The organism is Litoreibacter ascidiaceicola (genome assembly GCF_900129235.1).
GTDB classification, from domain to species: domain Bacteria; phylum Pseudomonadota; class Alphaproteobacteria; order Rhodobacterales; family Rhodobacteraceae; genus Litoreibacter; species Litoreibacter ascidiaceicola.
The window spans coordinates 1-12,302 of the sequence record NZ_FQUV01000003.1 but is presented as its reverse complement, the minus strand read 5'-3'; the positions used below and the strand labels follow the sequence as shown (position 1 = coordinate 12,302).

At 55.9% G+C, this 12,302-nt stretch carries 11 protein-coding genes; 5 read left to right on the top strand and 6 right to left on the bottom strand.

Annotation, left to right across the window (positions count from 1 at the left end; all coding sequences use genetic code 11):
- Positions 1-61 precede the first annotated feature (61 nt).
- Genes BUB72_RS06130 through BUB72_RS06110 form a run of 5 tightly spaced genes read right to left on the bottom strand, consistent with a single transcriptional unit; the run spans position 62 to position 7,681 of the window.
- Positions 62-3,208, bottom strand: coding sequence for a type I restriction endonuclease subunit R (locus BUB72_RS06130; protein WP_073141799.1), 3,147 nt, complete (start codon positions 3,206-3,208; stop codon positions 62-64).
- The gene (locus tag BUB72_RS06125) at positions 3,205-4,173 is read right to left on the bottom strand and encodes a DUF4268 domain-containing protein (RefSeq protein WP_073141796.1); all 969 of its coding nucleotides are present in this window, start codon (positions 4,171-4,173) and stop codon (positions 3,205-3,207) included. The genes BUB72_RS06130 and BUB72_RS06125 overlap by 4 nt, the downstream gene beginning before the upstream one ends.
- Entirely contained in the window at positions 4,166-4,861 is a 696-nt protein-coding gene (locus BUB72_RS06120; protein ID WP_073141794.1) for a hypothetical protein, read from the bottom strand. The genes BUB72_RS06125 and BUB72_RS06120 overlap by 8 nt, the downstream gene beginning before the upstream one ends.
- The gene (locus BUB72_RS06115) at positions 4,858-6,192 is read right to left on the bottom strand and encodes a restriction endonuclease subunit S (protein ID WP_073141792.1); all 1,335 of its coding nucleotides are present in this window, start codon (positions 6,190-6,192) and stop codon (positions 4,858-4,860) included. Before BUB72_RS06115 ends, BUB72_RS06120 begins: the two co-directional genes overlap by 4 nt.
- Positions 6,185-7,681, bottom strand: a complete 1,497-nt coding sequence (locus tag BUB72_RS06110; RefSeq protein WP_139250623.1) for a class I SAM-dependent DNA methyltransferase — start codon at positions 7,679-7,681, stop codon at positions 6,185-6,187. Before BUB72_RS06110 ends, BUB72_RS06115 begins: the two co-directional genes overlap by 8 nt.
- A gap of 230 nt (positions 7,682-7,911) precedes the next feature.
- Here BUB72_RS06110 and BUB72_RS06105 point away from each other — a divergent pair, with 230 nt between their 5' ends.
- From BUB72_RS06105 to BUB72_RS06085, 5 genes are all read left to right on the top strand, one after another.
- The gene (locus BUB72_RS06105) at positions 7,912-9,135 is read left to right on the top strand and encodes a hypothetical protein (protein ID WP_073141790.1); all 1,224 of its coding nucleotides are present in this window, start codon (positions 7,912-7,914) and stop codon (positions 9,133-9,135) included.
- Positions 9,132-9,950, top strand: a complete 819-nt coding sequence (locus BUB72_RS06100) for a hypothetical protein (RefSeq protein WP_073141788.1) — start codon at positions 9,132-9,134, stop codon at positions 9,948-9,950. Before BUB72_RS06105 ends, BUB72_RS06100 begins: the two co-directional genes overlap by 4 nt.
- 81 nt (positions 9,951-10,031) lie before the next feature.
- Positions 10,032-10,247: a helix-turn-helix domain-containing protein gene (locus BUB72_RS06095; RefSeq protein WP_073141786.1), complete on the top strand. Its 216-nt coding sequence runs from the start codon at positions 10,032-10,034 to the stop codon at positions 10,245-10,247.
- A 10-nt stretch (positions 10,248-10,257) separates the two neighbouring features.
- On the top strand, positions 10,258-10,683 hold the full coding sequence (locus tag BUB72_RS06090) for a helix-turn-helix domain-containing protein (protein WP_073141783.1): 426 nt from the start codon (positions 10,258-10,260) through the stop codon (positions 10,681-10,683).
- A 95-nt stretch (positions 10,684-10,778) separates the two neighbouring features.
- The gene (locus tag BUB72_RS06085) at positions 10,779-11,816 is read left to right on the top strand and encodes a tyrosine-type recombinase/integrase (protein ID WP_073141781.1); all 1,038 of its coding nucleotides are present in this window, start codon (positions 10,779-10,781) and stop codon (positions 11,814-11,816) included.
- A 29-nt stretch (positions 11,817-11,845) separates the two neighbouring features.
- On the opposite strand, the gene BUB72_RS19265 is transcribed toward BUB72_RS06085, so the two are convergent.
- Entirely contained in the window at positions 11,846-12,175 is a 330-nt protein-coding gene (locus tag BUB72_RS19265) for a Hint domain-containing protein (protein ID WP_425435155.1), read from the bottom strand.
- Positions 12,176-12,302 lie beyond the last annotated feature (127 nt).

Here is a 12,302-nt window from a genome sequence, read left to right as displayed (position 1 = left end):
TCGCTTTGGCGCAGAGTAACACAGACAACATCATTGCTTTTTCGAAGTGATTTGCTGCCCGCTAAAGAGGAGCTTGCCAGCTTAAAAGCGTTTCGGCTTGGCTCAACACCAAGTTAATGGCTGCCGGTGCTAAATCTGGCGGGTATCCATATTTTTTTAGAATACGCCGAACAAGAATCCTTAGCTTGGCGCGGGCACTTTCTTTGCGCTGCCAATCCACGGTGACGTTCTTCTGGAGTTGTTCGACGAGCACGTGAGCTATTTTGCGCAGTTCGTCATTTCCTAAGACGTTCATTGCGCTTTCGTTTTGCGCGAGAGCATCATAAAATGCCAATTCTTCTTCGGTTAGCCCAAGGTCATCGCCGCGTTGTATCGAGGCCTTCATGTCTTTGGCCATGTCGATCAACTCTTGGATCATCTCAAGGTTAGTGATGGCATTTGCGTGGTAGCGGGCCACAGCCGCCTCAAGGCGCTCTGAGAAGGCCTTGGCCTCTACCACATTCCTTTGCCCCCGCGCTTTGATCTCGCCTGCCAGCAGCTTCTTGAGCGCCTCCAATGCGAGGTTCTTGTGCTCCATGTTTTGTATCTCAGCCAAGAACTCTTCAGATAGAACTGAGATTTCCGGAGTTTTCATGCCCGCCGCCGCCAACACGTCGATGATGCTCGCATCGGCGATGGCGTTTGAGATGAGCTGGCCAATGGCAAACTCTTTCTCTCGCTTGCTCATACCTGTCTTTGGCGAGGATTTCGAAAGCGCTGCGCGCACAGCTTGGAAAAAGCCCACTTCTTCTTTGACCGATTGCGCATAGTCGCTGGCGGAGGCTAAGGCGAACGCCTTGGACAAATTGGCAATCAAATCGGCATAGTAGTTCAGTTCGGTCTTCTTGGACTTTTCGTCGGTTTCCTTGTCGGCGCGCGCCTTCTGCTTCTCCAGCGCCCATTCAATCGCTCCAGCGAGCGCCTGTAAACGCTCCTGAGGTGCTCCGTCGATCCCGGCTCTATAGTCGAAGCCTGAGAAGAAATCTTGGCACCTTTCGACAAGCTCTTGAAACGTGGCGACGGCCTCTTCTTCATCAATGCCTGTCTGGTCGCGGTCTGTTGCGGTGTAGTTTTGAAGCGCCTTCTTCAGGTTTTGGCCAATGCCGATGTAATCGACCACCAGACCACCCGGCTTGTCTTTGAACACGCGGTTCACGCGCGCGATGGCCTGCATCAGACCATGACCGCGCATGGGCTTGTCGATGTACATCGTATGCATGCTGGGCGCGTCAAAACCCGTTAGCCACATATCCCGCACGATCACCAATTTAAGCGTGTCTTCAGGATCACGTGCCCGTTTCGCCAATAGGTCACGACGCATTTTGCTGCCAATGTGTTGTTGCCAATCCAGCGGGTCAGACGCAGACCCCGTCATGACGACTTTGACGACGCCCTCTTTATCGTCCTCTGAATGCCATTCGGGGCGAAGCGCTGTGATCCGGTTGTAAAGGTCCACGCAGATTGCACGGCTCATACAGACGATCATGCCTTTACCGGCCATCGCCTCCACGCGGTCTTCGAAATGGTCTACGATGTCCTGTGCGACCTTCTCTAGCCTCGGAGGCGCACCCACAAGGCGCTCGACGCTACTCCAGTTCGCCTTTGCCTTCTCCTGTTCCGAGAGAGTTTCGTCGTCAAAGAGCGCGTCAACGGCAGCATCAATCTCGGGCAGCTTATCCTGTTCCAGCTCGACACGTGCGAGGCGGCTTTCATAGTAGATTGGAACCGTGGCTTTGTCTTCAACAGCGCGGCTAATGTCGTAAACATCAACATACTCACCGAAGACGGCGGGTGTGTTTACATCAGCGGCCTCAATGGGCGTGCCGGTAAAGCCCGCGAAAGAGGCATTTGGCAGCGCTTGACGCAAGTAGTGCGCATAACCATAGCGCCGCGCTCCTGTGTTGCGATCTAACTTTGCGTCAAAGCCGTATTGGCTTCGGTGCGCCTCATCGGCCAGCACAATGACGTTACGCCGGTCTGAGAGCATGGGGAAGTCTTCCTCGCCCGCCATAGGAGAGAACTTTTGCAGCGTGGAAAAAATCACGCCGCCGGATTGACGATCCAGCTTTTCGCGCAGGTCTTCGCGGTCCTCGATCTGCTCTGGGGTCTGTCTGATGAGGTCCCGGCACAGCGAGAACGTGCCAAAAAGCTGGTCATCCAGATCGTTCCGGTCCGTAACCACAAGGATCGTCGGGTTTTGCAACTCGGGTGCGCGCACCAGAAGCCCCGCAAAAAAGGCCATCAAAAAGCTCTTACCTGAGCCTTGCGTGTGCCAGATCACGCCGACCTTTCGGTCGCCGCCCACGCTGACAGCATCAACAGCGCTTGCAAGCGCCTTCCGCGCGCCGTGGAATTGATGATAGCCGCCGATGATCTTGAAAATGCCATCTCCTTTGTCGCCAAAGACCGTGAAATCGCGCACCAGTTGCAAGAGCCGTTCAGGCTGCAATACGCCGCGCAGAAGCGTGTCCATCTCTTTCGGGCCTTCGGGCGTGAAATCATCCTGTGCGCCCGTCACCGTACGCCATGGCATGAAACGGTCCTCTCCGGCGCTCAGGGAGCCAACCCGCGCGAGCAGCCCATCCGAAGTAATCAGCGCCGCATTGGTGCGGAACAGTGAGGGGATTTGCGCTTTGTAGGTTTGGAACTGGTTAAAGGCGTCCTCAATCGTCGCGGTCTCGCTCGCGGCATTCTTCAATTCAACGACGATCAGCGGCAGGCCATTCACAAAGGCCACCACATCAGGGCGCCGGTTGTGGCCGCTTTCAACAACGGTGAACTGGTTCGTCACCATGAAGTCGTTGTTCGAGGGCGTGGTAAAGTCGATCAACCGGACCTTGTCGCCCTTGATCGAGCCATCGGGGCGGCGGTATTCCACGTCTATGCCATCGACTAGCAGGCGATGGATGCGCCGGTTTTCGCCTATCAGAGAGGGAGTTTCGGTGATCTGCACCTGTTTTAGCGCGGCCTGCAAGGCCTCGTCGGGGATGTCGGGGTTCAGGCGCTTTGCGACCTGCTCCAAAAGCCCCAGCAGAACCACATCCCCATTCGACACCCGCCGCCGCTCCGGTCCATCGGGGGCGATGGAGACAGGGGCTTCATACCGCCAGCCAAGCTCTTGCAGGATACCAAGGGCGACTTGTTCGACGAGGTCTTCGGTGAAGCTCATAGCGCCTCACTAGTCAAAGTTCTCACCCGCCTTGCAAAGGTCTTTTGCATCTGCTCCAAGGCTGACACCAGCCACCCTTGCAGCTCCGGCCAGCGCCTCTTTTCCGAAAGGTCGTCCATTGAGTGATACCCGATGATCCGGCAGGCGCGCCGTTCAGGCAACGGCATCCAAACTAGCTCGAAATCCAGTTCCGCTTCGATGGTCTTCTTGTCGAGTTCCAGCTGATCGAAATAGGTATTCGCGTTGTCATCGCCCAGATAAAGCTCAACTCCGATGCGGTTTTCGCGAGTATTCACAATCGCTCCCAAGTGCATCCCGGACCGCCCGATGGAGAACGTCGTCCAGTGCTGAGGCAGGGGTTTTTGCGACCGCAGCGTCGGATGCCCTGCAAGGCGATCTTTCAGCGCCTCCCAGAACTCCAGTTGCAGCCGCTTGGTCTCGGTCAAATTCGCAGGCTCCATCGAGCGCGCTGTCCGGCCCACTTCGCGCTTCCAATCGTTGGGCTTGGCCACGATATTGAACTTCGGCGCAGCAGGGCTGTCGCCGATCCGCCAAAGCTCGATCTCAAGACCGAAGAACTGGAACTCGTCACTGGAAATCTCGTTCAACCAATCGATCGTAGCGCGGTGTTCCTCGTGAAATTTCGCCGCAACCCAGATGCAGGTCTTGGCCTCTAGCCCGGCGGCATAGGTCAGAATTTGGCCCAGATGCGAATGGTCCGTGGTTTCCAACTGGTTCTCGATGACCACCCAGCCCGCGTCGGTCGCGCCGGTATCCTTGCACAGAATATCCGCGCTGAACCGCCCCACGCGGCGTTCTTCCTGCTCGACCTCCAGCGACATGTTCAACGTCTCCCCAAGAAGCGCGATGTTGTCCTCTCGGGCCAGCCAAGGCGTGAAGTCGCGATCTTCCTTGGTCCATTCCGCGCGCAGATCAACGCGTTCAAGGCGGCCTAAGTCAGCCATGGTCGGCACCCTCAATCCAAGTGGCCGGAAAGACGCGATTGCCAAGTCGCATACGGTCCTGCCAATAGTCCAAATCGACACCAGTGTCGGAAATGCGTTTGGGAAACTCTAGGCGCGCCGCTTCAGCAACTTCAATGCGACCGTTCCACGGAGAGCCGCTAGCGGGGACCTCGAGCCGATCTTCGGCAACAGCTATCCGGAGCAATGACCCATCAAAACAAACCGACAATGGCACCGCATCGGGAACGTCAACAATCAAAGTATCGAAACGTTTGCGAAGAATGCGCGCGAAATCCGCGTCAATTAGACAGAAAGGTCTTTGCTGATACGCCACTTGTTCCGCGACCATTGGAACCAGCATTTGATTAGCGCGCCCCAAGGTGACCCATTCAGGTTCGGAGCTTATTTGCTTCAATGTCGATTTGAGAGCATAGGCCAGCCAAGCCGCCGCACTTTCTTCTGTTTCAAGGTTTGGCGGGATTTCGTGGCTGATCCCGGACAGTGTGCGACCATTGTTGAAGACGCCAGAGACCAGAACGACCTCCTGAAAATGCCTACTGACCCCGTCGCAGCATGTCAGCGGCAGGTGTGGCAAATCGTAGGAGACGCAAGGCATACCGTATTGAGGCTCTTCCGGTTTGAACCCAAGGCACAGCAGAGTTTGCAGGGTCGGTGAAAGCGCACTCATACCAACGCCTCCGCGTCTTTCAGGCGGATTTCGCCGGACATGAGCTTGGGCAAGAGGAGGTCGCGCATATCGGCGAGGGTTTGGTTTTCTTGTTCGTTGGCTTGCAACTTATCAAACAGCAGGCCCGCGACCTTCGAGAAGGCGGCCATAACCTCCGTCGAAGAAACAGTTGCTAAGATCGGCTTGAAGTTCTTTTTGCTGATCTCTTGGAAGGTCGAGCCGTTGGCGTTTGATTCTATGGTTTCCATGTTGGCTTCGCACCATAGCTTGGCGAAATGCGTCGGGAACTGATCCGTCGGGCGCATCACGATGAAGCCTTGGTTCACGGCGACCGGAATAGAGGCGATTGCAAGATACCCGATCGGTGCGCGTGACGACATCAACACACTTCCTTTAGGTGAGAGGCCGCTGCTGACCTTCGCTAGTCCCTCATCAGTGAGCTTTCGCTCTGTATTGCCAATGAACACACCGGACAGCTTCGATAGGTCACGTGGTGTTGCCCAGAGATGCGTTCCGCCTTCCCAAAACTCCTCGGTCTTAGTGCTGGGTGTGCCGCCTCCAACGATCTCTGAAAGCTCTCCGACTGGCTGCTTGTCCCACCCCTCAGGCAAGCCATCTTTTCCAATCTTCGCGGGGAAGAGGGGGGCGAGGGTGGCGGCTTTTTCGAGGGGGAAGGCGTGGCCCATGATGGCGGCGGGGTCGGTTGCGCCTTCCATCTGGCGGCGAGTGGGGCCGAAATCGACAAACCAATCCCGAAACAACGCCCGCGCCATCTCTTCCAACGTCTCATTCATCCGCCGGTTCAGCTCGATTTTGTCGTCGAGGGAACCGAGGTATGCCGCGATGCTTTCTTGATCCTCAAGTGATGGTAAGTCGAATTCGTATGACTTGATTTGACCAGCGCTGATATGAGGAACCGCTGTACCAGTTTGAACGCCCAGCACATGGGCTGTGAATGCTCTGCTCCCGATCAGGTAGCGAAGGAAGTCCGTCCGCAGGCGCTCGGTGCCTCGCATCCTTGCGACCCGTTGGACAAGAAATGCGGGAAGGTCGTGCTCAGACAAGCACGCATATTTCAGCCCGGCTTCGATCCAAGGGCGGTCCATCGCAAGGACGACATCGCCCGCTTTCAGTTCATATCTATCTAAACCTTCAGATTTGCTCTTTGGCCAACGCTTCACGTTCTCCCAGCGCAGCGAACCTTGAGCAATGTTGTCGCCCCTCAGGAGTTTCGGGTTCGCTTCCCCATCTTCATATTCCGCACTTTTGAATGGGTTGCCGGTCAGAATATCCACGACTTCCCCAAGCGAAACCGTGCTGCGTTCAGACATTGGACACTGTCCCAGCCAAAAGCTTTTTGATCTCTCTGGAAAGGCTGTCCGCTTCCTCAAGTTGCTCAATCAAGTTGCTGCTCAATGCCGCAAACTTTTCCTCAAACGACACCCCGTCATCTACCAAATCAGCCGCCCCAACATACCGCCCTGGCGTCAGTACGTGGTCGAACTTGCGGATGGTCTCCAGCGTTTCGGATTTGCAGAAGCCCGGTTCGTCGGCATAGGCCTCCCAGCCTTTCTCCTCCAGCGTCTCGGGCTTGGCGCGCCAGCGGCGGTAGGTACCTGCGATGTCCTCTATGTCGTCACCCGAAAACTCGCGCCGCACCCGGTCCACCATATGGCCCATGCTGCGCGCGTCGATGAACAGCACCTCTCCGCGCCGGTCCCTGAACCCGTTGGCCGATTTGTCCCGTGACAGTATCCACAGGCAGACGGGAATTTGCGTGGAATAGAAAAGCTGCCCCGGCATCGCGACCATGCAATCGACGCGGTCTTCCTCGATCAGGCGTTTCCTGATCTCACCCTCGCCGCTGGTTTGGCTGGACATGGAGCCATTGGCCAGCACCACCCCCGCATGGCCGCGCGGGGCGAGGTGATGGATGATGTGCTGTATCCACGCGAAGTTGGCGTTGCCCTTGGGGGGTGGCCCATATTGCCAGCGATCATCCTCGACCAATCGGTCGCCGCCCCAGTCCGAGATGTTGAACGGCGGGTTGGCGAGGATGTAATCGGCTTTCAGCCCCGAATGGGCGTCCTTGTGGAAGCTGCCCGCGCTGTCCCATTCGATGGCGGCGTCGATGCCGTGGACGGCAAGGTTCATCTTGGCCAGCCGCCACGTGGTGTGGTTAATTTCCTGCCCATAGACCGACAGGTTCAACGGGTTGCCGCCGTGATCTTCGATGAACTTCTCAGACTGGATGAACATGCCGCCCGAACCGCAGCAGGGGTCGTAGACACGGCCTTGGTACGGCTCCAACATCTCAACGAGGGTGCGGACGACGGAGCGGGGTGTGAAGAACTCGCCGCCGCGCTTGCCTTCGGCGCTGGCAAACCCGCTGATGAAGTATTCGTAGACCCTGCCCAAGAGATCGCGCGCGCGGTCGGCGCTGTCATGCATTTTGATGTTGGAGAAGAGGTCCACCAACTCGCCCAGCATGGTTTTGTCCAGCGTGGGGCGGGCATAGTTCTTGGGCAGCACGCCTTTGAGGGTTTCGTTGGTGGGTTCGGCTTCGATGGCCTCCATCGCGTCGTCGATGATCTTGCCGATGTTCTCGGAGCGGGCGTTTGGCTGGATGTGGGACCACCGGGCCACCTCAGGCACCCAAAAGACATTCTCGGCGAGGTATTCCTCAGGGTCTTCCGGGTCGGCAAACTCGTCTTGGGCCAGCTCGTCATGTTTGGCTTGGAAGGCTTCGGAGATGTATTTCAGGAAGATTAGGCCAAGGGCGACGTGCTTGTATTCGGATGGTTCCAGTGCGCCCCGCATTTTGTCAGCTGCTTAAAAAAATCAGCCGCAAAATCGAGATCAGCGGAGCGGGAATTTTGCGCCATGTGAATGAGTTCTTTCAATTTAGATTAATTCAAAAGGTAGCAGAGGAGTTTGTCGGTTCACAATGGCCCGCGCCACTTTTGAGCGTCATTTCTGGACGCAAACAACTTGCACGGGACGTCTGCGAACCCCATATTTCGGTAAAGTCATCTTATTGGGCTCAAGATATGGCGTCATTTAGTGCTTTTATTCGCAAATCACCTTCTGCGCGGTTACGGGCTTTTCTAGCCGCGCGCGGCGTTCATGCAGAAAGCGATTTCGATTGGAGTAATGACGGGCGCGGCGCAGCACTTGTACGGTCAATCGAAGCCCTAATTGCGGGCCTGCCCGACCTAAAACAAGATGCGGTAAAAGCTGAGCTAGAGCTTTTGGCCGAACTTGCCTCTGACGATGGTATAGGCGGCGTGCAGCATGTTTGCGCCGGGGAAGGCGTCGATCTGGAGGGCTATGAGGGCGTCGAAGACATCCTTTTGATGCTAGCGATCCAATTTGACCGCGTGATGATCGACCGAGTTCAGGTTCAGGCGTCCTACTTACGCAAGTCCGGTGGCAAGCAATGGGCACGTTTCCAATTCCTCGATGATGGCAAGCCTTGGGTTCTGGATCAGCAAAGCGCAAAAGACGCATTCTTGGCAGAGACGGTCGGCATACTGAAATTGCCCGCGCATCGAAAGCGCGAGGCGGATTGGTTTCATCCCGTCCGAATTGATCCGGCCACTGACGCAGAAACGAAATTGACCCAAGCGACCATATATATCGAGGACCACGCCGAAAGCGAATTGGCTTTTGGCGAGACCAGCCTTGAACGGCACACACGGCAAAAGGTTCTTGAGGTAGGCGTAGTTTGCGACCCTAAGGAGCGGATCGTCGAGATTTGCGCGAAAGGTGGCCACAAAATTCGCGAAAAATATCTGCGCGCCTTTTCAAAACACTTCGCGCCGCAGTCCACGCCGCCTGTCCAAGTACCCCGTCGCAATGTTCGTCTGGAAGTGCTGCGCAAAGCGCCGGAATTGACGACCGTACCGGCGGATAGAATTGAACGTGTAGAGGTGTCGTCGCTGTCTTTCCGGTCAACGGAAGGGGCATTTTTGATGGTCGAAAAGCGCGGCGAAGATGAAACGCTTTATCAATTTCTGAAACGACGGTTTGGGATTGCGTCGCCATTGCAGACCGGAGGCTGGCACATTGTTGCGGCAACCTTGCGCATTTTCAAAGCACCTCGCGACGGCAAAAGGGGCCATGTTCTGACAGTGACCCTACGAACACCCAACACAACGAGCGTACCGAACAAGACCGAAGCGGAGAGAGCTTTCGTTTTCGATCTTTTGGAACGCTGGCAGTTGTTGGACCCACCACCGACCAAAGCCGAGTTGTTTGAGGTGGTCGAGTGAGCGCAGCGGCGCGTCTTTGCGATATCATTGCCCAGGGCGGCAAGGTATCCGCAGATTTTGACGGCGGCGACGATGGCCTAACTGCTCTGGCCCGCCATGGGTATCTGCGCGAGGCGGGCGTTTTGGCCTCGGTCGTCTGCGATGAGTGCGACGCGCCGCATTCTGCGCCAGTTGTCTATGAAGCCGATGAGTATGGACATTACTGCCCGGACCTCGGCTTTCTGAAGCTTGACCCCACGCGGTTGGCTGCGTTTTCGCCAGACGTTCCAAAGTTGATTGATCGCTTGTCCGAAGCCCTCGGATGTCGTCAGCGCAAGTCATCCAGCGTTTACGGCGAGACGTGGCGGATCGGCGCAGCCCAAACCGAGGCTGCGGCGGTGATGTTGTACTTTCACCCGACCCTCGCAACCGAAGAAAATGCGCGCGAATTGCACCATGCCTTGGCGCGTGAAGCCAGGTCGGAATGGCGGCTGGTAGTGACGGCTCAGGGCGCTTTGCCAATTGCCGGTTTGCCGACGGTGCGGCTTGATGAACTTGCCGAGATCAACCTCACGACTGGCGCGTTACGCGTTATTGCTGATCCCGGCGTTTTGGCAGGCTTGCCTCGCAAGAACCCCGGTGGACGTCCAAGCGTGCATGGCGATGTGCTCAGGCCCTTGATTGAAGGCCGCATTCGCGACGGTGCGGCGGTTGTGGGCGTCAATGCCGAAGCGGGCGAAGTACGTGATGTATTCGAGGCCTTGTTTCCAAACCGCCCCATACCATCCGCCTCTGCAATCAAGCGCTACATTAGAGAAGCGCGCAGGGGTTCATAACTGGTCTAAAACCTCATCTCTTTTTTGAACTACCCAGCGTCCGGCAACGTCCGCTCATGCTCTTACAAAGGAGAATGAGACATGACAAACGCACCTGAACTTCTTCATCAAGCCGCCCAAATCCTTGCTGTGTCACCCAATGAGGCCGCCCGGCTTTGCAGCATCGGACGGACGACGCTCTATGCGGCGCTTTCATCTGGCGATCTCAAAAGCACAAAAATTGGGACACGCCGCTTGATCACCATCGACGCGCTGCGCGATTGGTTGAAAGAGAACGAACAAAAGACGAGCGAGTAAGAGGCCCGCTATGCCTAAGCAAGCGCGCCTGAGCAGGATCAAGTTATTCCGCAGTTATACAATCAATGAGGCGGCGGAGGTTTCCGGCGTTTCACCTCGGACGATCCGCAACTGGATTGAGCAGGGATTGCATGTGATGGATGGTGAACGCCCCGTCCTGATCCGTGGCGATGATCTGAGCAAGTTCATCAAAAAACAGCGTGAGGGTCGGAAGGTCAAAACAGCGTCAGACGAGTTCTATTGCGTGTGCTGCAAGAAAGCGCGCAAGGCCGCAGAAGGGTTCGCGGATTGCACGATCATAGGCAACCGCGTCAAACTCACGGCGTTCTGCGAGGTCTGCGAAACGGTCATTTCCAAGCCAATAACCGAAGCACGTATCCCTGTGATTTCCCGGACTCTTGCGCTCACAGTTAAGCGGCATGAGCCAACATTATAGTGGTAACCACACGCCCCCTTGTTCTTCCACTTCGCGCCCATGTCGAATGAACGACTTTTGGCACCCTCTTTCTCACACTCAAAAAGGAGGTCACGATGAAAAAACGACCCAATGAGAAAAACGAACGCATCAAACGGCGCTTCATTGAATATCGAAAGTTCGCAAGGCAGCTTTCCGAACAAACCCTTGATCGCGAACTTGCGGCGTTGGAACGCTTCGACACTTGGAACGGACGGAAGGACTTTGCCCGCTTTCATATCGAATGGGCGATGGGATTCCGAGCGCATCTGGAGCAAGCCAAGACCAACGCGGGCAAGCCTCTGAGCAAATCCACGAACCGCGCGACCATGGCGACCCTGCGCGAGTTCACGCTCTGGCTTTCTCAGCAAGACGGATTCCGAAGCCGCATAAAAACAGCTGATGCCGATTACTTTAACCTGTCCCGCCGCGATGAGGCCGAAGCGCGCGCCGCGCCAACACGCCCGGCACCAAGTATCAAACAAGCCAAACGCGCTTTATCGTTGATGCCTGAAAGCACACCGCGCGAACTACGCGACAAAGCAATCTTCGCCATTCTCTGCCTGACAGGTATCCGCGTGGCTGCGTTGATCTCACTGCGCATCAAACACGTTGATCTTGACGAAAAATCCGTCAACCAAAACCCGCGCGAAGTGGCAACAAAATTTGGTAGTGACATCGACACGTTCTTCGCAAAGGGGTTTGAAGAAGCTGAAACAGTCTTGGCCGCTTGGCTCTTTCACCTTGATGAAACTGCTCTTTATGGTCCCGATGATCCTCTTTTCCCAGCAACCTCGCTAACCGCAGACGCCATCTCAGGCTTCAAAGCAAATGGCTTTCAGCGTCGCCACTGGAAAAGTACGGAACCCGTTCGTAAAATCGTCAACCAAGCCTTCGCCGCTGCAAACTTGCAAGCCTTTGGCCCACACGCCTTCCGCCACATGCTCGCCCGCCACGCCGCTAAAACCTGCACCTCTGTTGCCGAACTGATCGCAACATCCCAAAACCTCGGCCACAAAGACGTTCTCACGACACTGCGCAGCTACGGCCAAATCAGCCGCGAACGCCAACGCGCCCTTGTGACTGGCGAGTCGGAAGACGACTTAGATGATTGAAGAAGGCAGCTAGGTCAAACGACCGATTGTCAAATGTGGGAACAAGTGTGGGAACGAAAAACCAAAATTCCGAAAATATCCTTTAAAAACAGATACTTTAATACGGCAAGTGGCGGAGCCGAAGGTGCAAGAGTTTGAATTGACTGAGGCCCGGGATAGAACGACTCAGTGGCAACACCATTGGCGTAAATGATCTCGTGACGCGGTAAGAGTAGATGCACATAGGTCAACTGACGAATTCCTTGCGCAACACGAACCTTCCCGCCCGGAAGACGCGCCAGTTGAATAGCGCGAACGAATACATCGGGCGAGCCTTCTTGTAGCGAAGCGAGAATTCCATGTTGAGGGGATACGACAATATCTCGATCGGCGTGGGTCCAATCGGAACTAATGAGGTGCCCCTAGTTTCCTAGACGCCCACCTCGCTCATTTTCTTCTGTTCTGTTTCATAGTCAACTGGCGACAGCATGCCGTTGTTTGTGTGCT

What these genes read in the sequence shown, in the direction of transcription:
- BUB72_RS06105 (WP_073141790.1), top strand. Translation starts at nt 7,912, where the DNA reads ATGGCGTCATTTAGTGCTTTTATTCGCAAATCACCTTCTGCGCGGTTA.
- BUB72_RS06090 (WP_073141783.1), top strand. Translation starts at nt 10,258, where the DNA reads ATGCCTAAGCAAGCGCGCCTGAGCAGGATCAAGTTATTCCGCAGTTAT.
- BUB72_RS06125 (WP_073141796.1), bottom strand. Translation starts at nt 4,173, where the DNA reads ATGGCTGACTTAGGCCGCCTTGAACGCGTTGATCTGCGCGCGGAATGG.
- BUB72_RS06120 (WP_073141794.1), bottom strand. Translation starts at nt 4,861, where the DNA reads ATGAGTGCGCTTTCACCGACCCTGCAAACTCTGCTGTGCCTTGGGTTC.
- BUB72_RS06085 (WP_073141781.1), top strand. Translation starts at nt 10,779, where the DNA reads ATGAAAAAACGACCCAATGAGAAAAACGAACGCATCAAACGGCGCTTC.
- BUB72_RS06095 (WP_073141786.1), top strand. Translation starts at nt 10,032, where the DNA reads ATGACAAACGCACCTGAACTTCTTCATCAAGCCGCCCAAATCCTTGCT.
- BUB72_RS06110 (WP_139250623.1), bottom strand. Translation starts at nt 7,681, where the DNA reads ATGCGGGGCGCACTGGAACCATCCGAATACAAGCACGTCGCCCTTGGC.
- BUB72_RS06130 (WP_073141799.1), bottom strand. Translation starts at nt 3,208, where the DNA reads ATGAGCTTCACCGAAGACCTCGTCGAACAAGTCGCCCTTGGTATCCTG.
- BUB72_RS06115 (WP_073141792.1), bottom strand. Translation starts at nt 6,192, where the DNA reads ATGTCTGAACGCAGCACGGTTTCGCTTGGGGAAGTCGTGGATATTCTG.